This window comes from Actinoplanes flavus (assembly GCF_017592555.1).
Taxonomy (GTDB): Bacteria; Actinomycetota; Actinomycetes; order Mycobacteriales; family Micromonosporaceae; genus Actinoplanes; species Actinoplanes flavus.
This window is the reverse complement of the sequence record NZ_JAGFNS010000013.1, coordinates 205,410-229,862: the sequence shown is the minus strand read 5'-3', so window position 1 is coordinate 229,862 and position 24,453 is coordinate 205,410. Positions and strand designations below refer to the sequence as shown.

Sequence of the window (24,453 nt, the reverse complement as noted above, 5' to 3'; positions counted from 1 at the left end):
CGGCTCACTCGAACGTGACCGCGGCGCCGGGAACCCCACGGCCACGAGCCACCTGGGCCGCCTCGTCCTCGACGACCCGCCGCCGGTCCGCCGACAGCGGCGCGAACGCGGTGACCGTCAGGTCGACTCGCCTGCGCCCGGACATCCGGGCCCGCCACACTCCGGCGATCTCCCCGTCCACCAGCAGGGCGCCCGGATTGCCGAGGATCCGCCACACCTCCTTCTGCCGCTCGCGGCCGGGCACCAGCAGGTCCCGGTCGCGGGCCTGGAGCAGCGGGTCCATGGCGGGCAGCCAGCGCGCCCCGCGCGGCGGCGGCGCCGACTCGAGAAGCCCGGCCGACGCCTCCGGCAACCACGCCCGCTTCCCGTTCACCCGGACCTCGCGCAGGCCGGCCGGCCACTCCCGCTTCACCACCGCCGTGGTGGTGCCCAGGTATTTCGCCACCTCGGCCGGTGTCGCCGGTCCCAGGAACCGCAGGTACGTCTCGACCAGGCGGCCGAAACCCTCGTTGCGGGACGGCATCGGCGGGCCGTCCGGAATCGGGCCGAGCATCGCGTCCCTGCCCCTGGACAGCACCTCGACCCCACCGGCCAGCCCGGCGTGCTGCCAGACGTTCGACGCGATGTGCCGCGCCCCGCACGGCTTGCAGTCGTAGGTCAGCTCGGCCGGCACCCGGCGGCTCACCTCGGTGCTCGCCTCACCCCGGGGCATCGGCGCGGTCAGCACCTCGCGGAACGCCTCCGCCGTCGCGGTGAACGCCCGCATCCCGAGCCGCGGTCCCGCCGGGATCTGGCCGCTCCTGATGCGTGCGGCCGCGTCGTCGTCACCGGCCGGCCACAGCTGCCCGGTGAGCGCCGTCAGGTCGGCTCGGCGATGCCGGTGCGGAGCGCCCCGGGCGCTCCAGACGCTGATCAGACGGTCGTCGTCGAGTTCGCCGCCGGTCCGTGCGGCGAACGCCACCCGGGCCGAGTCCGGCGTGTAGTCCTGCACGCCGAGGTCGAGAACGGGCAGGTCGGCGGGGCGGGCGCCGGACCGCTCGGTCAACCCTTGCGCGGCCAGCCGGTAGGCCATCACCCGCGCGCGATCGACGTCGATCATCCGCGCTCCTCTCGGTCACCGCCGACCGTACCGCCGGGAGGCGACGTTTCTCCGGCGGTCATGCCGGTTTCCGGGACGGCCCTCCACGTACTCCCAGGTGTCCAGCACCGTCGGCCCGTACGGGCCGGCCTGCTGGATCGGCGCCTCGGCGGCCGGGCGGTACCCGCAGCGGCGCGCCACCGACGTGCTCGCCGTGTTGCCGCGGTCGATCCGCAACAGCAGCCGCCGCAGCCCCAGCGCGTCGAACGCGTACCCGGTGAGCAGCGAGAGCGCGGCCGACGCCAGGCCCCGCCGCCGGTACGGCCGCCCGACCAGATAGCCCAGCTCCGCCTCGTGCTGCTCGGACCGCACGTTGAACAGCAGCACCTCACCGAGCGGCGGCCCACCGTCGGTGGTGATCGCGAGCTGGATCCGGCTGCCGCCGACCCGGCCCTGGCGAGCCCGCCGCAGGTAGGCGAGACCGGCCTCCACATCGAACGGTGACGGCATCAGCGTCCAGCGGGCGATGTCCGGTTCGTCCAGCAGAGCGACCAGGTCGTCGAGGTCCTCGGAGCGCCATTCGCGCAGCACGACACCGCTGCCCGCCAGCCTGAGCGGGTAGGGCAGCGGGCTGACGGTCACCTCTGAATCGTGCCCGGTAAGAACACCTTGGTGCTAGTAGCGATCGACATGAAGACCGCGAATAGTTCCTTACCGTCCACCGGTCGGATCACCGATACCGCTCGTGAGGAGGATGGGTGCATGCGCGACGACGACCACTGGGCCCGCTACAACGCCCACCAGGGAGACCGGCCGATCCGTGAGCAGTGCGCCCGGGTCATGTCCCTGGCCGGGCCGGGCGCCGGCCGGACCGCCGCCGACCTCGGCTGCGGCGCCGGGCTGGAGACCGCGGCGTTGCTCGCCGCCGGCTGGCGGGTGGTCGCGGTCGACGGCGAGCCGGGCACCCCTGCGCGCCTGTCCCGCGCCGCCGGGGACCGGCAGGCGATGGTGACGGTACGGACGACGCGTTTCCAGGACCTGTCGGAGCTACCGCCCACCGACCTGATCTACGCCGGGTACTCGCTGCCGTTCCAGACCCGTAGCTCGTTCGATCCGTTGTGGACGGTGCTCCGCGCCTCGTTGCGCCCGGGCGGCCGGATCGCCGTCGACCTGTTCGGCGACCACGACTCGTGGGCCGGCGACCCGGACATGACGTTCCTCACCGAGGCCGAGGCGCGGGGCCTCTTCGACGGTCTGGTGATCGAGCACTGGCACGAGCGGGACGAGCCGGGCACGGCGTTCAGCGGGCCGAAGCACTGGCACGTCTTCGAGGTGATCGCCCTACAGCCGCTCGACGGTGATCTCCAGACCGGCCGCGCGGAGACGGTCGACGAGCGCGTCACCGATCCCGGTCGCGGGGGTGAGCACGCCGCCGGGTGACTCCGGCAGGCGGTCCCGGTCGAGGGCCAGCGCCAGAGCGGATTCACCGAGCATCACGGCGGTCGCCGCGTACCCCGGATCGCCCTTGGCCTTGACCCGGGCGCGATAGCGCGCCCCCGACGACGTCGTGGTGAAGATGTCCATGGTGAAGTGGCCGTTGCGCCGGGCGGTCTCGTCCGGCCCGGTGCCCGGCGCCGGCAGGATCCGGTCCAGCAGGAACCGGGCCGGCGGCAGCGCGAAGCCGATCACCAGGCCGTTCAGCGCGCCCTTGACGGCCAGCGCGGTGGCCGGGCCGCTCACCCGCATCGCCTCGCGGTAGCGGAAGCGGGAGCCGTACGCCCAGCCGCGCAGCGCGTTGCTGCGCCGGACCACCCGGGTGTTGTAGGACGCCATCACGAACGGCGCGAGGTGACCGCGCACGCTGGCGTCCACGTCGGTGCCGCGCAGCGTCACCATGTCCGGCTGGCGGCCGAGATCGGGTTCGGCCTCCCGGTCCGGGCTCAGCGAGTACGGGCTGGCACCCACCCGGCGCAGTCGGCGGTCCTTCTTCATGACGTCGACCTGGTGCCGCATCGAGTCGATGGTGCCGCCGCTGAATCCGCCGCGCATCCGGGTCACGACGAGCGTGGTGTCGGTCAGTTCCCCGGCATCGTCGGCGCGTGCCGCCGCGTGCAGGACGTGCACCCCGATGTCGGAGGGGATCGAGTCGAAGCCGCAGGAGTGCACGATCCGTGCGCCGGTGCGCTGGGCGGTCGCATGGTTCTCGTCGATGCTGTCCCGGGCGAACAGCACCTCACCGGTGAGGTCCACGTAGTCGGTGCCGGTGACGGCGCACGCGCGGGCGAGTGGCCGGCCGTATTTCGCGTACGGGCCGACGGTCGTCAGCACCACGCGGGCGCGCTCGGCCATCGTGGTCAGCGCCGGTTCGTCGTCGGCGTCGGCGACCACGATCGGCCAGTCGACGCCGAGTTCACCCGCGACCTGCTCCAGCTTCTGGCGGGAGCGTCCGGCCAGCGCGATCCGGGTGCCGGCCGGGGCGTGTTCGGCCAGGTGACGTGCGGTCAGCACGCCGACGAAGCCGGTTGCGCCGTAGACGATGACGTCCAGTTCGCGTTGTGGATCGCTCATGGCCGCTGATTGTGCACCCTCAGTGCAGAACACGCGAGTCGCTCATGTCGCCGGTGCGGGTGGCGCGCCGAGATCATCACGTTATGCATACAAAGAAGATCAAAGTTGCTAATTTGTGACCTACAGCACCATCGCCGCCGCCCGGCCATGCCCGCCGGGGGCGGATACGCGGCCCGTCATGCGGGCACCGTGGCCGGAACGCCGAGTCCTGCCGCCGGCCACGGTCCAGACGAACTCGAACGGCAAGGAGCGGGGGACCCAAGAGTTCCTCGGCGCTGACGCGCCTCGGGGTGAAGCCGCCGCACCGGCGGCCGGGCACCTCTGCCCGAACCCGACAGCTGACCTCGTAGGCGTGGAGGACAAGCTCATGGTTCAGACCAGCAAACAGTTCCAGCGTGCGGTCGGTCTCGTCGCCGCGAGCCTGGCCGGCGGCGTGGTCCTCGCCGGGCCGGCCGCCCCCGCACAGGCCTCGATCAACTGGGAGGCCATCGCGGATTGCGAGTCCGGCGGCAACTGGCGCATCAACACCGGCAACGGGTACTACGGCGGTCTGCAGTTCAGCCGCAGCACCTGGCGCGCCTACGGCGGCGGCCGGTACGCGAACACCGCGAACCGGGCCAGCAAATCCGAGCAGATCCGCGTCGCCGAGCGGGTGCTCCGCGGCCAGGGGATCCGGGCGTGGCCGCACTGCGGACCCCGGCACGGCTATCGGCCGGCCGCGTCCCGCAAGAACCGGGTCGTCCGATCCTTCGCTGTGCGTTCCTCATCCACCGGCGCCGGTGGGGGCTACGTGGTACGCCGCGGCGACACGCTCGCCGGAATCGCGGCCCGGAACGACGTACCGGGCGGCTGGCCGGCACTCTACCGGGCCAACGCGGGGACTCTGGACAGCCCGCACCAGCTGCGGGTGGGGCAGCGGCTGAGGTTCTGAAAGTGGGCCCGGCGCGATTTGAACGCGCGACCTACCGCTTAGGAGGCGGTTGCTCTATCCACTGAGCTACGAGCCCGACGCCCTGAGGGTACCAGCAGACAGGGCCCGGGTCGGCGCGGCCGACCCGGGCCCCGGAGGGACTGCTACCGGCCTCAGGCCAGGTCGAACCGGTCCAGGTTCATGACCTTGACCCACGCCTCGACGAAGTCGGTGACCAGCTTCTCCTTGGCGTCGTCGCTGCCGTAGACCTCGGCCTGCGCGCGCAGGATCGAGTTCGAGCCGAAGATCAGGTCAGCCCGGGTGGCGGTCCACTTGACCTCGCCGGTCCGGCGGTCGCGGCCCTCGAAGGTCTCGCCCTCGGAGTCGGTGGCCGACCAGGTGAGGCCGAAGTCGAGCAGGTTGGCGAAGAAGTCGTTGGACAGCACGCCCGGCGTCGCGGTGAAGACACCGTGCTGCGAGCCACCGGTGTTCGCGCCGAGCACCCGCAGGCCGCCGACCAGCACGGTCAGCTCCGGCGCGGTCAGCGTGAGCAGCTGCGCCCGGTCCACCAGCAGCGCCTCGGTGGGGCGGCGGTGGCCCTTCGCGAGGTAGTTGCGGAAACCGTCGTGGGTCGGCTCCAGCACCGCGAACGACTCGGCGTCGGTCTGCTCCTCGGTCGCGTCGGTACGACCCGGGGTGAACGGCACCTCGATGTCGAAACCGCCGTCCTTGGCGGCCTTCTCCACGGCCGCGGAACCGGCCAGCACGATCAGGTCGGCCAGCGAGATCCTGGTGGCGCCACCGGCCGCGTTGAACTCGTCCCGGATGCCCTCGAGCACGCCCAGCACCTTGCTCAGCTGCGCCGGGTCGTTGGCCTCCCACTGGTTCTGCGGGGCCAGCCGGATCCGGGCGCCGTTCGCGCCACCGCGCTTGTCGGTGCCACGGAACGTCGACGCCGACGCCCACGCGGTCGCGACCAGTTCGGAGACCGACAGGCCGGAGGCGAGCACGGTGGCCTTCAGCGAGGCGATCTCCGCCGCGCCGACCAGCTCGTGGTCCACGGCCGGCAGCGGGTCCTGCCAGATCAGCGGCTCGGACGGGACCTCCGGGCCGAGGTAGCGGGAGATCGGGCCCATGTCACGGTGGGTCAGCTTGAACCATGCCTTGGCGAAGGCCTTGCCGAACTCCTCCGGGTTGTCGTGGAACCGCTTCGAGATCGGCCCGTAGATCGGGTCGAACCGCAGCGCCAGGTCGGAGGTCAGCATCCGCGGCTCCTGCCGCTTCGCCGGGTCGAACGCGTGCGGCACCAGGTCGGAGCCGGCGCCGTTCTTCGGGCGCCACTGGTGCGCGCCGGCCGGCGACTGGGTGAGCTCCCACTCGTACGCGAAGAGGATGTGGAAGAACTCGTTGTCCCAGCGGGTCGGGTGGTAGGTCCAGGTGACCTCCAGACCGCTGGTGATCGCGTCGGCGCCCACACCGGTGCCGAAGGTGCTCTTCCAGCCCGTGCCCTGTGCCTCGATCGGGGCGGCCTCGGGCTCCGGGCCGACGTGCTCGGCCGGGCCGGCGCCGTGGGTCTTGCCGAAGGTGTGACCGCCGGCGATGAGCGCCACGGTCTCCTCGTCGTTCATGCCCATCCGGCCGAACGTGTCGCGGATGTCGCGGGCCGAGGCCAGCGGGTCCGGGTTGCCGTTCGGGCCCTCCGGGTTGACGTAGATCAGGCCCATCTGGACGGCGCCGAGCGGCTTGGCCAGCTCACGGTCGCCGCTGTACCGGTTGTCGCCGAGCCAGGTGTCCTCGGAACCCCAGTTGACGTCCTCCGGCTCCCAGACGTCCGCGCGGCCGCCGCCGAAGCCGTAGGTCTCGAAGCCCATGCTCTCCAGGGCCACGTTGCCGGCCAGGATCATCAGGTCGGCCCACGAGATGTTCTTGCCGTACTTCTTCTTGACCGGCCAGAGCAGCAGCCGGGCCTTGTCCAGGTTGCCGTTGTCCGGCCAGCTGTTGAGCGGGGCGAAGCGCTGCTCGCCGCCGCCCGCGCCGCCGCGGCCGTCGAACGTCCGGTAGGTGCCGGCGCTGTGCCAGGCCATCCGGATCATGAGCGGGCCGTAGTGACCGAAGTCGGCCGGCCACCAGTCCTGCGACTCGGTCATGATCGCGGCGATGTCCGCCTTCACGGCCGCCAGGTCGAGGCTCTTGAACGCCGCGGCGTAGTCGAAGTCACCACCCAGCGGGTTGTGCGCCGGCGGGTTGTGATGCAGGACGCTCAGGTCGAGCTGGTTGGGCCACCAGTCGCGGTTCGTCCGGCCGCCGTGGGAGCCGGAGCCGCCGTGCGCGACCGGGCAGCCTCCCTGGGCGGCCTTGTTCTCGAGTCGTTCCTGGGCGGCGAGTTCGTCTGCCACGAAATCCTCCGGGTAGCGAGCGGTGAGTCGCGACGAGTCTGCCCTGCTTTTCTGGAACGAGTCAAGAAAAGGACGCCGCGTTCCATCTCTCGCGGTGAAGTTCTCAGGTCACGCTCAGTCATCGAACGATGACGGAAAGTCCCGATTCGCATGCCGGCTTTGCCGACGCGTGACAGTGGATCTACGTTTCGATGACCGTACAAAAGCGAACAATGAACGCCTCGCAAATCCTTGTCCAGGTCCACGTTGTCATGCCCTACCGTTACCTTCCTGAGAATCTTTCGTCACCAGCGGTACCTACGCTGCGGGCGATCAACTTCCTTCGGAGGGTCAACCTCGATGCGTTCCTACATACGCAGCGTGGGTGACGCCGGATGGTCTCTCCCAGCGCCGAAGACCCCTGCGGGGTTCCGTGCGCTGGGTGCCGCCGTCCTGGCGACCACGCTCGGTCTCAGCCTTACCGGCCCGGTCTCCGCCGCGACGGACACGCCGTTCATCAGTGAGATCCACTACGACAACGCGAGCACCGACAGCGGTGAAGCCGTCGAGATCGAGGCCCCGGTCGGATTCGACCTGAGTGGCTGGAAGCTCTACCTCTACAACGGCAACGACGGCACCACCTACAACCCGACCGTCACCCTCAGCGGTGTCGTCCCGGCGTCCGGCGTGGTCGTGCAGACCTACGCCGTCAACGGCCTGCAGAACGGCGCGCCCGACGGTCTCGCGCTGGTCGAGCCGGACGGCACGGTCGCCGAGTTCCTCAGCTACGAGGGCGTTCTCACCGCGACCAACGGCCCGGCCGCCGGTCAGACGAGCATCGACATCGGAGTGTCCGAACCGGGCACCGATCCCGCCGGGCAGTCGCTGCAGAAGGTCGACGGCGTCTGGAAGGCGCCGGCCGCCGGCACCTTCGGCACCCGCAACACGGCCGCCCCCGAGGAGCCGGAAGAGCCGGAGGAGCCCGGGACCGGCTGTGCCGTCCCGGTCACCCACACGATCGCCGAGGTGCAGGGCACCGGCGCCGCCACCGGCCTGGCCGGCTCGACCGTCACCGTCGAGGGCGTCGTCACGGCCGACCACCGGACCGGCGGCTACAACGGTGTCTACGTGCAGACGGCCGGCAGCGGCGGGGACCGTCCGGTCGCCGCGGGCACCGCGTCCGACGGCATCTTCGTCTACCTGACCTCGAACGCCGCGAACCACCCGTCGGTGGCCGTCGGCGACCGGGTCCGGGTCACCGGCGCGGTGAGCGAGTACAACGGGCTCACCCAGATCAGCATCGCCGCGAAGACCGACGTGCAGCTCTGCGCCACCGGCGCGACCCTGCCCACCCCGGTCCCGCTGGCCCTGCCGCTGGACGACGCGGCCCGCGAGTCCGCCGAGGGCATGCTGGTCGCCCCGGTCGGCGCCTACACGGTCTCGGACGTCTACAACACCAACCGGTACGGCGAGATCGTCCTCGCCGCCGGTGACGCCCCGGCCCGGATCCCGACCGACGTGGCCCGGCCCGGCAGCGACGCCGCGGCCCGGCAGAAGGCCGCCAACAAGGCCGGCCGTGTGCTGCTCGACGACGGCCGCACCACCAACCTGTCCACGGCCGGCCTGGCCCCGCCGTACTTCTCGGCCACCGAGCCGCTGCGGGTCGGCGACACCGTGGAGAAGTTCGGCGCGAGCGTGCTGAGCTACGGCTTCAGCGAGTGGCGTTTCCAGCCCGCCACCCCGGTCGACGCGAGCACCCCGGCCACCGCCCGGACCACGTTCAAGGCCACCAACCCGCGGACCGCCGCCCCGGCGAACGTCGGCGGTGACATCCGGGTCGCCAGCTTCAACGTGCTGAACTACTTCGTCCACTTCGGTGGCGAGGCGCGTGGCGCGACCGACGAGGCGGCGTTCGCCAAGCAGGAGGCGAAGATCGTCAAGGCGATCACCGCCCTGGACGCCGACGTGGTCGCCCTCATGGAGATCGAGAACTCGGTCCGCTTCGAGGCGACCGAGACCCAGCTGGCGCTGAAGACGCTGGTCGCCGCCCTGAACGAGGCCGACGGCGCGGGCACCTGGGACTACGTCCGGTCGCCGGCCGAGCTGCCGGCCGCGGCCCAGCAGGACTACATCACCAGCGCGATCATCTTCAAGCCCGGTTCGGTGACGCCGAAGGGCGCCTCCAAGTCGGTCAACGACGAGACGGTGTGGGGCAACGCCCGCGAGCCGATCGCGCAGACCTTCACCGCGGGCGCCATCGACTTCACCGTGGTCGCGAACCACTTCAAGTCGAAGAGCGCCTCGGTCACCCCGACCGGTGACAACGTCGACACCGGTGACGGGCAGGGCGCCTACAACGGCGACCGGAAGCGGCAGGCGCAGGCGCTGGCGACCTTCGTCGAGGGTCTCGGCACCGACAAGGTGATCCTGCTGGGCGACTTCAACTCGTACGGCCAGGAGGACCCCCTCCAGGTCCTGTACGACAAGGGCTTCACCGACGCGCACCCCGCGGACAAGTTCTCCTACGTCTTCGGCGGCGAGTCCGGCTCGCTCGACCACGCCCTGGTCACCGACGCGCTGAAGAGCCGCGTCACCGGCGTCGACATCTGGAACATCAACTCCGTCGAGTCGTTCGCCTTCGAGTACGACGGCTACGCGCCGTTCTACGCGGAGAACCCGTACCGGTCCAGCGACCACGACCCGGTGGTCGTCGGCGTGGAGACCGGCGTGACCGGTCCGGTCGACCTGCAGCTGCTGAGCATCAACGACTTCCACGGCCGGCTCGAGTCTCCGTCTACCGTCAACGGCCAGGCCGTCGGTGGCGCCGCTCAGCTCGTCGGGCTGGTCGACCAGTTGCGGGCCGCGAACCCGAACACCGCGTGGATCTCCAACGGTGACAACATCGGCGCGTCGACCTTCATCTCCGCGATCGACAACGACAACCCGACCATCGACGTCCTGAACGCCGGTGGCCTGGCCGTCTCCGCGGTCGGCAACCACGAGTTCGACAAGGGCCTCGGCGACCTCGTCGGCCGGGTCCAGGACCGGGCCGACTTCCCGCTGCTGGGCGCGAACGTCTACAAGGACGGCAAGCGGGTCCTGCCCGCCTACGACGTGCAGAACCTGGGCGGCGTGAAGGTCGGCTACATCGGCGTCGTCACCGAGCAGACCGCCTCGCTGGTCAGCCCGGCCGGCATCGCCGGCGTCGAGTTCCGCGACCCGGTCGCCGAGGCGAACGCCCTCGCCGCGGAGCTCTCCGACGGCGACGAGGCCAACGGCGAGGCCGACGTGCTCGTCCTGCTGGCCCACGAGGGCGCGCCGACCGAGCACATCGGCTCGGCCGAGGCCCTGGCGGCGGACCCGGTGTTCGGCCCGTTCACCCGGGTGAGCGCCGAGATCGACGCCATCTTCAGCGGCCACACCCATCAGGCGTACGCCTTCCAGATCCCGGTTCCGGGCGTGCCCGGCAAGACCCGCCCGGTCGTCCAGGCCGAGGACTACGGCGAAAAGCTGGGTAAGGTCGTGCTGACCTACGACCCGGCCACCGGTGAGGTCACCGCCTCCACCTCCGAGCTGGTCACGGTGGCCGGCTACCCGTCGAACACCGCGATCGCGGGCCTCGTCGCCGCGGCCAAGACGAACGCCACCGAGCTGGGCAAGAAGCCGCTCGGCAAGATCTCCGGCGACATCAAGCGGGCCTACACGGCCGCGGGCGCCGAGGACCGAGGCGCCGAGTCGGTGCTCGGCAACCTGATCGCCGACGTCCAGCTGGACCAGACCAGGGACGCCGGACGTGGCGGCGCGCAGATCGCCTTCATGAACCCGGGTGGCCTGCGGGCCGACCTGCTGTACGGCGCCGACGGCACGATCACCTACTCGCAGGCGTTCGCGGTTCAGCCGTTCGCCAACGACGTGGTGACCCAGACGCTCACCGGCGCCCAGATCAAGCAGGTGCTGGAGGAGCAGTGGCAGCCCGCCGGGGCCTCCCGTCCGGTGCTGCACCTCGGCTCGTCGAAGGGGCTCACCTACTCCTACGACGTCGACCAGCCGCGCGGCTCGAAGATCATCGCGTCGACCCTCCGGCTGAACGGGGTCGCCCTCGACCCGAACGGCTCCTACCGGGTCACGTCGAACTCGTTCCTCGCCTCCGGCGGTGACAACTTCACCACCCTGGGCAAGGGCGCCGACAAGGTGACGACCGGCGACAACGACCTCACCATGCTGGTCAACTACTTCGCCGCGCACACGCCGATCACCGCGGACACCACGCCGCGCAGCACGGCCGGCGTGCTGGACGCCACCGCCCCGACGGGCACCTACGCCCTGAACACGGCGGCGCTCTGGCCGGGTCAGACGGTGACGCTGACCGAGACCGCGCTGGACGACGACGTCAGCGACAACGCGACGATCACCCGGGTGGTGAACTGGGGCGACGGCAGCGCGGCCGAGACCCTGGCCGCCGGCACGACCACGGCGACCCACCGGTACGCCGCGGCGGGCAGCCACCAGGTGACCGTGACCCTCACCGACGAGGCCGGCAACAGCGGCCCGGCGACCTTCACCGGCGGGTCCACCGTCACCGTGGCGGCGCAGGCCGGCGGGTACACGCTGAACCCGAAGGCGATCTGGGCGTCGCAGTCGGCCACCCTGGCCCTCAGCGGCGTCACCGGCGCCACCGAGATCTCGGTCGACTGGGGCGACGGCACCACCACCCGCTCCCCGGCGAACAACGCGACCGTGTCGCACGCGTACGCCAAGGCCGGTCTGTTCACGGTCACGGCCACGCCGGCCAACCCGGCGGGCAACGGCACCACGGTGACCGTCGGCAGGATCCTGGTCGTCCAGGACTTCCTCGCCCCGGAGATCCGCCTGAACGAGCCGCGCAACGAGGAGCGGATCTCGTCCTGGCAGACCCTCACCGGTTCGGCGTACGACCTGGGCACCGGTGTCGCGACCGCGAACGCCAAGCTGGTCCAGGAGCGGTCCGGCAAGTGGTACTACTACGCCGCCGGCACGTGGACCCGGGCGTCCTCGGAGCGGGACGCCCAGGCCAAGGCCGCGGTGGTCAGCGCCGTCCCGGACGCCAAGGGCGGCTGGAGCATCGCGCTCACCGGCGTCGACAGGGGCAAGCTGGTGATCAGCTACTGGGCTGAGGACCGGGTCGGCAACGACTCGAAGGTCCGTGTCCACACCGCCCGCATCACCAGGTAGCACCACCCGAGGAAAGGCCCCCGCCGTACGGCGGGGGCCTTTTCGCATCTATTCCAATCAATACGAACCGGTGGCGTTCGTTGACGCGGCCGTCCGGGACTCGCGAGGCTTTATTCTAGATCTCCGATAGAGCTGAGGGGTTTAGCGATGTTCGTCAACAGAGCCGGTGCGGTGCTGCTCAGCGCCGTCACCGTGACCGCCATCGGCACTGCCGCGCCCGCGGCCGCCGCACCCGCCACCGACTCGGTGCTGACCTGGTATGACGCCACCACGGCGGCGATCACCGCCGGTGGCGCCACCACGCAGGTGACCAACGGGCGCACCTGGGCGATCGGCTGGCTCGCCGCGGCCCGGGCACAGAACGGTTCCCACCCGAAGGCCTACCAGCGCGCGGCCCTGGCCGGAGCGGTCCACCAGACCCTGATCACGCTGACCCCGACCCAGGCCGCCGCGGCCGACGCCGTGCTCGCCGCCGACCTCGCCACCATCCCGGACGGGCCGGCCAGGGACCGCGGCCTCGCCGCCGGCCGGGACGAGGCCGCCGACCTGATCGCCGAACGGGCCGGGGACGGGCTCGACCCGGCCTCGGTGAACACGGCGTACCCGGTGCCGGCCGCCGCGCCCGGGATCTGGCAGCCCACCCCGCCGGCCTACGCCCCGGCCACCCAGTACGGCAACCGGGTGGCCCGCCCGTTCGCCCTGCGCGGCGCCGGCCAGTACCGTCCGGCCCCGCCCCCGGCGCTCGACTCGGCCCGGTACCGGCGGGACATCGCCGAGGTGAAGGCGTACGGCGCGGCGAACAGCACGGTCCGCACCCCGGCGCAGACCGACACCGCCACCTTCTGGCTCGGCTCGTCGTACGTGCTCTACACCCCGATCCTGCGGGCCGCCGTCGAGCAGTCCCGGGGCGGGGTCGCCGAGCGCACCCGGCTCGTCGCCCTGTTCCACGTCGCCTCGGTCGACACCCAGATCGCCACGTCCGACGCCAAGTACGCCTACCAGTTGTGGCGCCCGGTCAGCGCGATCCGGGCCGGCGGCGACGCGGAGTGGCTGCCGCTGCACGCCACCCCGGCGCACCCGGACTACCCGAGTGGGCACAACACGTACTCCGGCTCGGCCGAGCAGATCCTGACCGTGCTGGTCGGCCCGAAGGCGCGCCGCCCGTACACCGTCCCGAGCCCGTCGGCGCCCGGTGTGACCCGCACCTACACCGACTGGAGGGTGCCGAGTCTGGAGAACGTGGACGCCCGCGTCTGGTCCGGCATCCACACCCGCTCGGCCGACGAGGCCGGCATCGAACTCGGCAAGGACGTGGCCGCGCACACCATCCGCAACGCGCGGGCGCTCCTGGCCGGATAACTCTTCCGCTACGGATACGGCCGGCGCCCGGGCGCCGGCCGTATCACGTCAGGTAGCCGGTATTTTGATCACCGGCGAAATGGGAGGGCCGGATGAGCGTCCGAGCGAGTCGATACTCGTGGATCGTTCTTGCTGTAGGGCTGGTGATTCTGGCTCTCGGCGTCGTCCTTCTGATGAACGGCACGGCCGGGTGCGGTCCGGCCGAAACGCGTGTCGGCAACCAATGTGTCACCGTGGGTGACGAGACCGGTCTGGCCCGCCCGCTGGAGCACTCGGTCGGCCGGCTCGCCGGGATGCTCACCATCGGCCTCGGCGTCCTGGTCGGTGCGGCCGGGGTCTACCTCACCTTCTTCGCCGACCGGTCGGTCAGCCCGGCCACCGGCGTGGGCGACCGGATCGAGCTGGCCCGCCGCGAGGGCTGGCGCTTCCTCGACGTCGACCCCGACCTGCTGGCGGACTGGAGCGACACCCCCGACTTCGGCGAGGACCAGCCGGCGTACGCGGTCCTGCGCGGAGTTCACGACGACCTCGAGTTCGTGGTCTTCGACTACCGCAAGCCGGACACCGGCGAACTGGCCACCGCGTGGATCGTCTACCTGCCGGAGCCGTCGCGGTCCTTCGTCAAGTGGGCGACCAGTCAGGAGCCGCTCTACCGGCGCCCGCTCAACATGGTGGGGGTCCGGGCGGACGCGATCGTCGACATCGGCCGCCAGGTGCACCGGTCCACCGAACCGGAGAGTGTCCTGCGTCAGGTCCGGGCGCTGGCCGAGATCATCCGTCGGTTCGAGGGGCAGGCCGCTGCCAGCTCCTGACCTCCCGTCGCCGGCGCAGCCGGTGAGCCGCGGAGCCCGTGGTGACGGCCGCCCAGGCGGTCGTGATGGACGCCGCGATCCACCAGCCCACCACGGCCAGCACGACGGCGACGGCGGTGATGAGCGCGGACAGGATGAACAGTGGAAGCGGAGGGACACCGGTCGGTGACACGCTGAAGTTTCCGCCGCCCATGCGGGCACAGAAGTCGGGATCGTCGCGTCGGAGCTGGCGTTCCAGCTGTGCCAGCCGCCGACTGTCCTCTTTGCTGAGCATGTCCGCTACCTTCCGGTCCGCCGAGCCGGTGAAGCATGGATCGAGATGGGGCGATCCCGATCAGAGCCCATTGTTACCTCTGAGTTGCCTCTGTGATACGGCTGCGTGTGCCGAATTTTGGTCCCGATCCGTTCCGGACAGTGGGACCTACCGGACTCTTGCCGCATCGGGTACAACGCCCCGCCGCCCCGGGGATGACGGCCGGTCCAGGTGAGACCGGTGGACGGCCCACGGCCCAGCGGGACCGGGAGCCGCCATGACGGGAAGCCGCAGGGCCGCGAATGGCCGTCGGGCGACCCTGTGATTAGCTATCGTGAGCTTGCTGGGCCGGGTTATCAGGTGGAGGGCGGCATGGGTGGCGCCGGCCAGGACGATCCGGGCGCGTCTCGGTTGATCGACGTCACCGATCTGCCGGTGGACCGTCTCATCGCGGACGGCGATTCCGCGCTCGCCAACGCCATCCGGCGCTTGTTGATCGAATTCGACGGTGCTCAGGAAGTTCTTTCCGCCTTCGACAACTACGCCGGCGATCCACCGGACGCCCCGGGCGCAGGATCCGTTCCATAGCCCTGTTCTCGGCCTTCGCCCGGCGCCAGGGTCCGGCGGTGGCCGCCAGGCACGCGATCGCCTGGAGAGTCGATTCCCCGCTGAGCCCTCCGGTGAGGATCAGAATCAGGATCGTCACCACGACGGCCACGAAGGCCAGCTCGTTCGTGACCCGGTCGATGCCGGGCCGTTTATGATCACGCATTCGGCGCCCCTCCGCGGCGAACTCTTTCCATGGATCAATCGTCGATCCCCCGGAATGCGCGAGAACGGATCCTGGCATTCATCGCCATAAGTTGACGGTTGGCGTACGCCCGATGCTCGTGAAATCCTGTCTGACACAACTTGACGATTCTTGTCAGCGTCAGGAGCGTGACTCGTGGCGGTACAGATGCCCGGACCAGATCAATTGCCACCGGGCCCACTGAGGGATCTGGTCCTCGCCCTGCACGAGCTCTATCGCAGTGCCGGAAAACCGGGCGTCCGAATGATCAGCAACGATGTCAGAATCCGTGGCGATCTCGCGGACACCGTCAGTCACGAAACGGTGAGCGCCATGCTGCGCGGCGACGGCCTGCCCAAATGGGTGAAGCTGGACTGCGTGGTCCGTGTGCTGGCCGTCCGCTCGGTGGACCGCCGGGACCCGCACGAGGTGGTCCGGCAGTTCCTGCAACTCTGGCTGGCGGCCTCGGACGACTCGACCCGGCCGGCCGTGGCGCCGCCGAGTGAGGACTTCATCGTGCCCGAGCCGGTCGAGAAGACGGCCGGGGAACCGGGCGGCGATCCGGCGACCGTCACCGTCCGGCCGCGTGACCTGCCGGAACGCAACAGCGCCTTCACCGGCCGGGATCTGATCCTCGACGAGGTCCGGCGGCGGCTGCGCGCGGGCCGGTCGCTGCCGGTCATCCTGCACGGGCTGGGCGGGGCCGGGAAGACACAGGTGGCGGTGGAGTACCTGTACCGCTGGGCGGTTCCGGAGAACGGCCTGGTCTGGTGGGTGCCCGCGCACGACCCGATGCCGGCCCGCCGGGCCCTCGCGGACCTGGGGGAGCGGTTGAACCTGCCGGCGAACCGGGACCTCCAGCAGACCGTACGGTCGGTGATCAGCGAGTTGGAGCGGGGCCGGGTCGCCTGGCATCTGGTCTTCGACAACGCCGAGCTCTCCGACGACCTGCTGGCGCTGCTGCCCTCCTCGGCGCGCGGCCAGGTGCTGGTCACCTCCCGCGACCCGAACTGGGCGAACGTCGGCACGGCCATCGAGGTGCCGCCGTTCGACCGGGCCGAGAGCATCCAGTTCCTGCGCCGGCGGGGCCGGGAGATCAGCGGCGCCGACGCGGACCGCCTCGCCGACCGGCTCGGCGACCTGCCGCTCGCCCTGGAACAGGTGGCCGCCGTGCAGGCCGCGACCCTGATGCCGGTCGGCGAGCTGATGCAGCTCTTCAACGAGCACATGCAGGAACTGCTGGCCACCGGACGACCACAGCACTACACCGACACGGTCGTCGCGTTCGTCCGGATCGCGGTCGACGGCCTGCGTCACGAGGCGCCGAGCGCCGCCCAGCTGCTCGAGGTCTTCGCCTACCTCGGCACCGAGCCGGTCTCGGTCACCCTGCTGCGCAGCGGGCAGGACGCCCCGGTCACCGCACCGCTGGCGCGGGCGCTCAGCGATCCGATCCAGATGGCCCGAACGATACGGACCCTGCGCCGGTACGGGCTGGCGACCGTCGAGCAGCAGACCCGGCGGATCACCGTGCACCGGCTGGTCCAGGTGGCGCTCCGGGAGGCGCTCGACCAGCCCGCCCGGAAGCGCGGCCGGACCAACGCCGAACTGCTGCTGGCCGCCGCGAACCCGGGCGCCCCGGAGGACATGCGGGCCTGGGACCTGTACGCGGAGATCGCCCCGCACGTGATCCCGGCCGGGCTGATCGGCTCCGCCCACCTGCCCGCCCGCCGGCTGGTCGTCGACCAGATCCGCTACCAGAACCGGGCCGGCGACTACGCGGGCAGTCTGCGCCTGGCCGACCTGGCCATCGCCGCGTGGACCCCGGCCGACGCGGACGACGCCACCGAGCCGGTCGAGGAACTGGCCATGCGGGCCACCTTCGAGCGCGCCGAGACGTTGCGGGCGCTGGGCCGCTATGACGAGTCCCGGGAGCTGAGCATCGTCTCCTGGAACCGGCTGCGGGAGAGCACGGGATACGGCGACCGGCACCGGTTCACGCTGCGGGCCGCGCGGACGGTGGCGGCACACCACCGGATCAACGGGGCCTATCCGCAGGCGCTGGAGGTCGACGAGGAGACGCTCGCGCACTGCCGGGCCGCCGACCCGGCGGACGAGGAACGCATCCTGCATCAGATGAACAACGTCGGGGTCAACCGGCGCCTGCTGGGGGACTACCGGAGCGCCTTCGCGATCGACGAGGAGGTGCTGCGCCGGCGGCGGGACCTGTTCGGCGACCGGGACGCCCGAACCCTGCTGTCGATCGGCAACCTGGCCCGCGACCATCTCGGGCTGGGGGACTACCAGCAGGCGTACGACCTGCAGCAGGAGGTGCTGCCGGCGTTGCGGGCCCGGATGGGGCCCCGGCACCAGCAGGTGTTGATGAGCGTCCGTACGGTCGTCGTGGCGCTGCGCAAACTCGGCCGGTACGCCGACGCCATGCGCCTGGCCCGGGAGAACTACGAGGCCGGCCTGACCCAGCTGGGCACCGATCACGAGCACACGCTGGCCGCCATGATGAGCCTCGCCAACGTCGGCTGCGCCCTGGCGGTCGCCGAGCACCGGCCGCCGGACGACGCCCTGGAGTTGGCCAAGCTCGCCGTGGCGCGGTACCGGCGGGTCTTCGGCCGGTTCAACCCGGTCACCCTGGCGGCCGAGGTGAACCATGCGATCATCCTGCGCGCGCTGGGCGATCCGCGTGCCCTGGAGATGGATCGGATGACCCTGACCGAGTTACAGGAGCGATTGGGTGACGAGCACCCGTACACCCTTTGTGCGGCGGCGAACTATGCCACCGATCTCTCTCTCGATCAACAATTCGACGATGCCCGTGACCTGCTTCGACGTACCCTCGAAGTGTCTCAGAGAGTGCGCGGAAAGGATCATCCGGATTCGCTCGCCTGCGCTGTCGATCTCGTGTTGGAAATGAGAAACGCAGGCGAGTCGGGCAGCGCTCAAGTGTTGCTGGACACTACACTTGGCAGCCTCCGCCGCGTGCTCGGACCGCACCATCCGAGCACGGTAAACGCCGCTCTCGGGGTGCGCGCGGAGTGTGACATCGAGCCGCCGCCGACCTGATCGCGGCGGCGGGCGAGGAGGCGAGGATGGCCGCAGATCCCGGGGTGGCCGGGAGTGGCGACGCACTGCCCACGACCTTGATCGATGTCACTGGCATACCGCTGGATCAGCTGCTCCCCTCGACCGATTCGGTGCTGGCGCATTCGCTGTCGGCGCTGGTCGCCGAGATGAGCGGGAACCGGGAGATCCTGGCCGCTTTCGGCAATTTCGCGCCCGATGAGCCAAGACCTCTCTGAGGCGCCGATCCCCGATTGGCCGCACCGGGCACTGGACGTCCCGCGACTGATCGCGGAGGGCTGGTCGCCACGTCCCTTTCGGGATTACGTGCTGAAGGTTCATCAGCGCTGCAATCTGGCCTGCGACTACTGCTACATGTACACGATGTCCGACCAGAGCTGGCGGACCCGGCCCGCGGTCATGTCCACCGAGGTGGCGTCGGCCGCCGCCGACCGGATCCGTGCGCACGCCCGGGCCCACCGGCTGGACACGGTGCGCCTCATCCTGCACGGTGGCGAGCCGCTGATGGCCGGCCGCGACGGGCTCCGGTCGATCGTCGGCACGATGCGTGCGGCGCTCACCGGCACCTGTGCCGTCGACTTCGGGTTGCAGACCAACGGCGTGCTGCTCGACGAGGCGATGCTCGCCGAGCTGCGGTCGCTCGGCGTGACGGTCGGGGTCAGCCTGGACGGGCCGCCCGCCGACAACGACCGCCACCGGCGCCGGGCCGACGGCCGCGGCAGCTTCGCCGCGGTGCACCGGGCGCTCACCCTGCTCGACCGGGCGGACAATCGTTCCGCGTACGCCGGACTGCTCTGCACCATCGATCCGGACACCGACCCGCTCGCCTGCTACCGGACCCTGCTCGGCTATCACCCACCGGCGATCGACCTCCTGTTCCCGCACGCCAACTGGGCGGAGCCGCCCCCACGGGCGCGGGCCGGCGAGACCCCGTACGCCGACTGGCTCATCGCGATCTTCGACGAGTGGTACGGGGCGGAACACCAGGCCACCCGGATCCGCCTGTTCGAGTCGGTGATCAACCTGGTGCTGGGCGGCGGCAGCCGCAGCGAGCAGGTGGGACTCAGCCCGGTCGCGGTCGCGGTGATCGAGACGGACGGGGCGGTGGAGCAGGAGGACTCCCTCAAATCCGCGTACGACGGGGCATGCGCCACCGGGACCAATGTGCTGACGCACGACCTGGACGCGGCTCTCCTCCATCCCGGGATCGTCGCCCGGCAGATCGGGGAGCGGGCGCTCGCCGACTCCTGCCGACCGTGCGAGTGGCGCCGGATCTGCGGCGCCGGCCACTACGCGCACCGCTACCGCCGGTCGAAGGGATTCCGGAACCCGTCGGTCTACTGCGCCGATCTGACCCGGCTCATCACGCACGTCCACCGCCGGGTCGCCGACGACCTGGCCCGACTCACCGGGGCACGGCCGTGACGATCAGGTGGCATCAGCTCACGTCCGCCCAGTTCGCCGGGCTGGCCGGCGGGTACGGCGGGGCCGGCGCGGTCGCCGCCCTGGCACACGCCCAGCTCAGCAAGCACCTGCTGCTCATCAAGTTCATCGCCACCGCCTGGAGCGGCGACCGCACCCACCGGGACCGGGCCGTCGATGTCCTCACCCGGGCGCAGGCCGCCGATCCGGAGCGTTTCGCCCGGCTGCTGACCGACCCGCTGGTCGGCGCCTGGGCGGCGCGGACCACCCGGCGGCTGCGCGGCGCGGCCCGGTCCGAGATGCCGCTCGACGTCGACTGCAACCACCTGTCCTCGGTCGCGGCCGCCGCGGCCGCGCTCACCGGGGTGGACGCCGACCTGGTGGTGCATGCGTCGCCCGGCGGGGTGACACTGCCGGGCCTGGGCCGGGCGCTGACCGCCGAACCGGGGCACACCCCGCTCGCCGCGACCGTCCGGCGGGGCCGGGTGACCGTCGCGCGGCAGACCGGCTGGCATCCTCTGCGGGAGCTGACCGGCTCGGCGGAGCGGCGAGAGCTGGTGGTGACCCTGGACGATCTGGGCGCCTACCGGGGCGGGCACCACGCGCCGCCGGCCGACCGGCTGAGCGACGCGGAACTGCGGCGCTGGCAGGACACCTTCGCCGGCGGGTGGTCACTGATCGCCCGGTACGACCGGGAGCGGGCCGGTGAGCTGGCGGCGGGTCTGCGCACCCTGGTCCCGCTGGCGAGACTCGACGCACACTCGGCCCGCAGCGCCACCATCCGTGACGCGTTCGGTGCGTTCGGGCTGACCCGCCCGTCCACCCCGGCCGAGTTCGCGGTGATGCTGGTCCACGAGTTCCAGCACTCGAAGCTCTCCGGCGTGCTCGACATCCAGCCGCTCACCGATCCGGCCTCGACCGAACTCCACTTCGCGCCGTGGCGCACCGATCCGCGACCGGTCGGCGGCCTGCTCCAGGGGCTGTACGCCTTCCTCGGGATCGGCCAGCTCTGGGACCGGCTGCGGGGCGCGCCGGGACTCGCCGAGACGGCCACCCGGGAACTCGCGCTCGCCCGTGAGCAGGTGCGCTGGGGTCTGCGCAGCCTGGACGGCTCAGCCGCGCTGCTGCCGGCCGGCGAGCGGTTCGCCGCCGGTGTACGGGCCGCCTTCGCGACGCTGGCCGCCCGGGAGCTGCCCGGCCGGGTGGTACGCCGCGCCGAGCAGGACCTGCACGGCGCCCACCAGGCCTGGCAGCGGCGCAACGCGGAGGCGCTACGTCGGTGAGGGCTCCAGGTCGCATTCGGCCCGCCGCCCCCGCCCCCGGTCGAGGGTGTCCGGATGGTCCGGCCCGAGGACCACGGCCATCAGGTTGAGGGTGCGCTCCAGCAGCCGCCGGCCGGACTCCGCGTCGCCGGTGGCCATCCGGTCGAACGCCACGTTTCCGGCGCACGCCAGGGTGTGCGGATGCTCGTCGCCCCGATGACCGGTGAGCTCGGCCAGGGTGCTCTCGGACAGCTCGCGGGCGCCGGGCGCGTTGCCCCGCAGCGCCAGGTCGTTGGAGAGGTTGCTGATCGTCCGCAACGTGTAGGTGTGATGCGGCCCGAACACCTCCCGGAAGCCGGCGGCCGCGTCCTCGTCCAGTTCCTGCGCCGACTCGTAGTCGCCCAGCGCCCGCAGCAGCAGCGCCATGTTCACCTCGGCGGCCAGCGTGAACGGGTGCTGGCCGCCGAAGTCCCGCCGGTACGCGTCGAGCGCCGTGCTCGCCAGATCGTGCGCCTGGCCGATCTCGCCGACCGTACGTAGGGCGTTGGCCAGGGTCATCGCGGCGGCGAGACTGTGCTCGTGGTTCGGGCCGAGCCGGGCCCGGGTGCCGTCGTGGCAGGTCCGGGCGCTGATCACGGCCTCCGCGAACCGGCCCAGCCGGAGCAGGGCGATGGCTTGGGTACGCGAGGCCAGCAGCACATAGGTGTGCCGGGGGCCGAACTCCGCCCGCAGGTCCGGCACCACCTGGCTGATCATGTCCAGCGCCTCCTGGTGCCGGCCCATCGCCAGCAGGTCCCGCGCCACGTTGGCCCGGCACTGGAGGGTCTGGTAGCGGTTCGGGCCGGTCCGGCTCCACTGCTGGACCAGGTCGGTGTCGATCCGGTGTGCCTGCTCGACGTCACCGAGCATGCGCAGGTTCACCGCCACGTTCTGCAACACCCGCAGCGTGTACAGGTCGTCCTCGCCGAACACCCGCTGGTGCCGTTCCAGGTTCTCCTGGTCGATCGCGAGCGCGGCCCGGTAGTCGCCGAGGATCCGCTGGTCGAGCGCCAGACTGTTCGCCGTCACCAGGGTGTACTCGTGGTCGACGCCGAAGTCGGGACTGCCGCTCAGCACGCCGTACACCTCCTCGGTGAGCTCACGCGCCCGCCTGCTCTCGCCGAGCGACCGCAGCGCGTTCGCCAGATGCCGCATGGCGAGCATGGTCAGCGCGCCCTGCGGGCCGATGTCCGGACCGTCGCCGGCCCGCCACACCGGGAGCGCGGTCTCGGCGAGCCGGCGGCTGTTCTCGTAGTCGCCGACCAGGTAGAGGTAGCGCATCTGGTCCTGCACCACCGCCCGGGCCTGCGGGAAGTCGGCGCTGACCAGGTTCGCCGGGACGATGTGCGGGCCGATCTCGGCGTGCATGGCCCAGCCCTGCTGACCGTCCGGGTCGCCCGGGTTGGCGTGCGCCAGGATGAGCTGCACGTTGCGCCGGCTGCGTTCGCGCTGCTCCTCGTCCAGGCTCTCGCGCAGCACCAGCTGCATCAGCCGGTGCACCTGGATCTTCTTGTCCAGGTCCACCCGGGCGAGGCCGAGACGCCGGACCGCACGGATCGCCCGGCCCATCTCGATCGGCTCGCGCAGGGTGGTGCGCAGCGGCTCGGACAACGGCGCTTCCCGCCCGGTCCGCAGCAGTTCCTGGGAGAGCGGCTCGGCGCCGAGGAAGGCGAACAGCTCGAACAGTTGCGCGGTGCCGGGGCTGGACGCCCGCAGCCGCTCCACGGCCAGGGCCAGGAACGCCGCCACCGTGGTCGGGTAATAGGTGGGCTTGCCCTCGGACAGCAACTCCCGGACGTGCGCGTCGAACAGTTCCAGGTACTCGGACACCGGCATGCTGGTCTCGGCGTGCCAGGTGGCCGCCTGCTCCAGGGCCAGCGGCAGGTCGCCCAGCTTGTCGGCGAGACGGTCCGCGTCCTCGACGGAGATGTCCCTGGCCCGTTTCCGGATCAGCTCGATGCTCTCCGGCCGGTCGAAGACGTCCACCTCCACGGCGTCGCCGAGCCGGCCCCACTCCTGGTTGCGGGAGGTGACGATGACGTGCCCGCCGGTCACCGGGACGAAGCGGGCCAGCTCGTCCGGCTGGTCGGCGTTGTCGTAGACCAGCAGCCAGCGCAGCGGCGTGGAGGCCAGCGCGTCCAGCACGGTCGCCGCGGTCTGCTGGAGACTGTCGCTCTCCGGCAGCCGCAGCCGCCTGCTCAGCTCGGCCAGCGAGGAGAGGACCATCGTCGGCTGCTCGGCGGGGATCCACCAGATCAGGTCGTAACCGCTGACGTAGCGATAGACGTACTCCACCGCGAGCTGGGTCTTGCCGACACCGCCGAAGCCGTGCAGCGCCTGCGGGAGCACCGAGATCTGCGACTTCGTGACCAGGGACTCGTTCAGAGCCCGGAGCATCGCCTCACGGCCGGTGAAGTCCGGGTTCTGGGCGGGCACGCTGCCCCAGATGGGCCGGCGGTCCGGCGGCTCGTCACCGGCGTCCTCCGGTGGTGGCGGCAGGATCGCCCGGTTCGGCTCCGGCTCGGTCTCGGCGGCCCGGTCCGGCGGCGACGGCTCGGCCGGTTCCGGCGCGAGGTCGGCGCTCTCCTGATCCCGGCGGCTCGCGATGCACAGCCCGCGGACGGTGGCCTGGGTCAGCCCGCTGCCACCGGCCACCAGATCGATCCAGCGGTGCAGGTTCAGCGCCTGCACCGGCTCGACCAGGTGGGCAAGGCGATCCACGAACGCCAGCAGCAGGGGCGCCCCGCCGACCTGGGTGGTCGCGGTCTCCAGCCGGCGCACCAGAGCCGCCGGGTCGCCGGCCAGCGCGGTGATCTCGCGGGCCCGGTGCCCGGCGACCGCGGCCGCCGTGGCCAGATGCGGCGAGCCCACCCCGGCGAGCAGGTTCAGCAGGGCCTCCCGGTCGGCCGGCGCGAGCAGGACCTCCCGCTCCAGCTCCTCGGCCAGGCGCTCCAGCTCGCGGACCGCGGGGCCCTCGCCGTGCAGGTCGTAGACCACCCGGACGAAGGTGCGCAGGCCGCCGGAGCGGGCCAGCATCGCGCCGAGCAGGGACCACACATCGTGCCGGGCGTCCGGATAGCGGGACGCCTGCAACGGCCGGCCGAGCCGGGCCTCGAGTTCCGCGGCGTAGCGATTCCGCTCATTCGGATCACGCATGCTCGGAATGTCGAGCAGAGCGTCGAGCAGTCGTTGCCGGTCGTCCAAGGTGAATTGCCGATCAAGCACGTCACGGCCCTCATTCGCGGTCGGCGAGGCTTAATCGTACGACGACGCGAGAGGCC

16 protein-coding genes, 1 tRNA gene and 1 riboswitch are annotated in these 24,453 nt (G+C 71.4%); of the genes, 10 read left to right on the top strand and 7 right to left on the bottom strand.

Going from position 1 to position 24,453, the window contains the following annotated elements:
• Window positions 1–4: 4 nt before the first annotated feature.
• Both J5X75_RS21550 and J5X75_RS21545 read right to left on the bottom strand, forming a co-directional pair.
• Window positions 5–1,099 carry a DNA glycosylase AlkZ-like family protein gene (locus J5X75_RS21550; RefSeq protein WP_208469251.1) on the bottom strand — a complete coding sequence of 365 codons (1,095 nt, stop codon included), beginning with the start codon at window positions 1,097–1,099 and terminating at the stop codon, window positions 5–7.
• A 15-nt stretch (window positions 1,100–1,114) separates the two neighbouring features.
• Window positions 1,115–1,720 carry a GNAT family N-acetyltransferase gene (locus tag J5X75_RS21545; RefSeq protein WP_208469249.1) on the bottom strand — a complete coding sequence of 202 codons (606 nt, stop codon included), beginning with the start codon at window positions 1,718–1,720 and terminating at the stop codon, window positions 1,115–1,117.
• A gap of 120 nt (window positions 1,721–1,840) precedes the next feature.
• On the opposite strand from J5X75_RS21545, the gene J5X75_RS21540 reads away from it, so the two are divergent.
• Window positions 1,841–2,518, top strand: coding sequence for a class I SAM-dependent methyltransferase (locus tag J5X75_RS21540; RefSeq protein WP_208469248.1), 678 nt, complete (start codon window positions 1,841–1,843; stop codon window positions 2,516–2,518).
• Here the strand turns inward: J5X75_RS21540 and J5X75_RS21535 are convergent.
• Window positions 2,420–3,646, bottom strand: coding sequence for a saccharopine dehydrogenase family protein (locus J5X75_RS21535; protein WP_208469247.1), 1,227 nt, complete (start codon window positions 3,644–3,646; stop codon window positions 2,420–2,422). The two genes, J5X75_RS21540 and J5X75_RS21535, sit on opposite strands and share 99 nt — an antisense overlap.
• Window positions 3,647–3,863: 217 nt before the next feature.
• A riboswitch (cyclic di-AMP (ydaO/yuaA leader) is annotated at window positions 3,864–4,014 on the top strand.
• Between J5X75_RS21535 and J5X75_RS45545 the strand changes: the two genes are divergently transcribed.
• Complete coding sequence (locus tag J5X75_RS45545) at window positions 4,014–4,577, top strand: LysM peptidoglycan-binding domain-containing protein (protein WP_274383602.1); 564 nt, start codon at window positions 4,014–4,016, stop codon at window positions 4,575–4,577. It overlaps the preceding riboswitch by 1 nt.
• A gap of 3 nt (window positions 4,578–4,580) precedes the next feature.
• Here J5X75_RS45545 and J5X75_RS21525 read toward each other — a convergent pair.
• Window positions 4,581–4,653, bottom strand: a tRNA-Arg gene (locus J5X75_RS21525).
• 76 nt (window positions 4,654–4,729) lie between these two features.
• Window positions 4,730–6,952, bottom strand: coding sequence for a catalase/peroxidase HPI (gene katG / locus J5X75_RS21520; RefSeq protein ID WP_208469243.1), 2,223 nt, complete (start codon window positions 6,950–6,952; stop codon window positions 4,730–4,732).
• A 339-nt stretch (window positions 6,953–7,291) separates the two neighbouring features.
• Here katG and J5X75_RS21515 point away from each other — a divergent pair, with 339 nt between their 5' ends.
• The 3 genes from J5X75_RS21515 (at window position 7,292) to J5X75_RS21505 (ending at window position 14,313) form a co-directional block, all read left to right on the top strand.
• On the top strand, window positions 7,292–12,142 hold the full coding sequence (locus J5X75_RS21515; RefSeq protein WP_208469242.1) for an ExeM/NucH family extracellular endonuclease: 4,851 nt from the start codon (window positions 7,292–7,294) through the stop codon (window positions 12,140–12,142).
• Window positions 12,143–12,289: 147 nt separating this feature from the next.
• Window positions 12,290–13,501, top strand: a complete 1,212-nt coding sequence (locus tag J5X75_RS21510) for a vanadium-dependent haloperoxidase (protein WP_208469239.1) — start codon at window positions 12,290–12,292, stop codon at window positions 13,499–13,501.
• A gap of 233 nt (window positions 13,502–13,734) precedes the next feature.
• Window positions 13,735–14,313: a hypothetical protein gene (locus J5X75_RS21505; protein WP_208469237.1), complete on the top strand. Its 579-nt coding sequence runs from the start codon at window positions 13,735–13,737 to the stop codon at window positions 14,311–14,313.
• Here the strand turns inward: J5X75_RS21505 and J5X75_RS21500 are convergent.
• Entirely contained in the window at window positions 14,273–14,587 is a 315-nt protein-coding gene (locus J5X75_RS21500; RefSeq protein WP_208469229.1) for a DUF3040 domain-containing protein, read from the bottom strand. The genes J5X75_RS21505 and J5X75_RS21500 overlap by 41 nt on opposite strands.
• Before the next feature lie 300 nt (window positions 14,588–14,887).
• Here J5X75_RS21500 and J5X75_RS21495 point away from each other — a divergent pair, with 300 nt between their 5' ends.
• The 5 genes from J5X75_RS21495 to J5X75_RS21475 all read left to right on the top strand — a co-directional run bounded on the left by J5X75_RS21495 (window position 14,888) and on the right by J5X75_RS21475 (window position 21,154).
• Entirely contained in the window at window positions 14,888–15,154 is a 267-nt protein-coding gene (locus J5X75_RS21495) for an FxSxx-COOH-like cyclophane-containing RiPP peptide (RefSeq protein WP_208469228.1), read from the top strand.
• Between the two features lie 466 nt (window positions 15,155–15,620).
• A complete protein-coding gene (gene fxsT, locus J5X75_RS21490) occupies window positions 15,621–18,431 on the top strand; it encodes an FxSxx-COOH system tetratricopeptide repeat protein (protein ID WP_208469227.1) in 2,811 nt (936 codons plus the stop codon).
• Window positions 18,432–18,457: 26 nt separating this feature from the next.
• Window positions 18,458–18,667: an FxSxx-COOH-like cyclophane-containing RiPP peptide gene (locus J5X75_RS21485; RefSeq protein WP_208469226.1), complete on the top strand. Its 210-nt coding sequence runs from the start codon at window positions 18,458–18,460 to the stop codon at window positions 18,665–18,667.
• An 88-nt stretch (window positions 18,668–18,755) separates the two neighbouring features.
• Window positions 18,756–19,874 (top strand): FxsB family cyclophane-forming radical SAM/SPASM peptide maturase, encoded by a 1,119-nt coding sequence (locus tag J5X75_RS21480; RefSeq protein ID WP_307798184.1) that lies wholly within the window; start codon window positions 18,756–18,758, stop codon window positions 19,872–19,874.
• On the top strand, window positions 19,871–21,154 hold the full coding sequence (locus J5X75_RS21475) for an HEXXH motif domain-containing protein (protein WP_208469224.1): 1,284 nt from the start codon (window positions 19,871–19,873) through the stop codon (window positions 21,152–21,154). Before J5X75_RS21480 ends, J5X75_RS21475 begins: the two co-directional genes overlap by 4 nt.
• On the opposite strand, the gene fxsT (J5X75_RS21470) is transcribed toward J5X75_RS21475, so the two are convergent.
• Window positions 21,143–24,397, bottom strand: coding sequence for an FxSxx-COOH system tetratricopeptide repeat protein (gene fxsT / locus J5X75_RS21470; RefSeq protein ID WP_307798183.1), 3,255 nt, complete (start codon window positions 24,395–24,397; stop codon window positions 21,143–21,145). The two genes, J5X75_RS21475 and fxsT (J5X75_RS21470), sit on opposite strands and share 12 nt — an antisense overlap.
• Window positions 24,398–24,453: the final 56 nt, after the last annotated feature.

Excerpts from the sequence above, each read along its gene's own strand:
- J5X75_RS21500 (WP_208469229.1), bottom strand. The coding sequence starts at position 14,587 with ATGCTCAGCAAAGAGGACAGTCGGCGGCTGGCACAGCTGGAACGCCAG.
- J5X75_RS21485 (WP_208469226.1), top strand. The coding sequence starts at position 18,458 with ATGGCCGCAGATCCCGGGGTGGCCGGGAGTGGCGACGCACTGCCCACG.
- J5X75_RS21515 (WP_208469242.1), top strand. The coding sequence starts at position 7,292 with ATGCGTTCCTACATACGCAGCGTGGGTGACGCCGGATGGTCTCTCCCA.
- J5X75_RS45545 (WP_274383602.1), top strand. The coding sequence starts at position 4,014 with ATGGTTCAGACCAGCAAACAGTTCCAGCGTGCGGTCGGTCTCGTCGCC.
- J5X75_RS21550 (WP_208469251.1), bottom strand. The coding sequence starts at position 1,099 with ATGATCGACGTCGATCGCGCGCGGGTGATGGCCTACCGGCTGGCCGCG.
- J5X75_RS21510 (WP_208469239.1), top strand. The coding sequence starts at position 12,290 with ATGTTCGTCAACAGAGCCGGTGCGGTGCTGCTCAGCGCCGTCACCGTG.
- fxsT (WP_208469227.1), top strand. The coding sequence starts at position 15,621 with ATGATCAGCAACGATGTCAGAATCCGTGGCGATCTCGCGGACACCGTC.
- J5X75_RS21540 (WP_208469248.1), top strand. The coding sequence starts at position 1,841 with ATGCGCGACGACGACCACTGGGCCCGCTACAACGCCCACCAGGGAGAC.
- J5X75_RS21535 (WP_208469247.1), bottom strand. The coding sequence starts at position 3,646 with ATGAGCGATCCACAACGCGAACTGGACGTCATCGTCTACGGCGCAACC.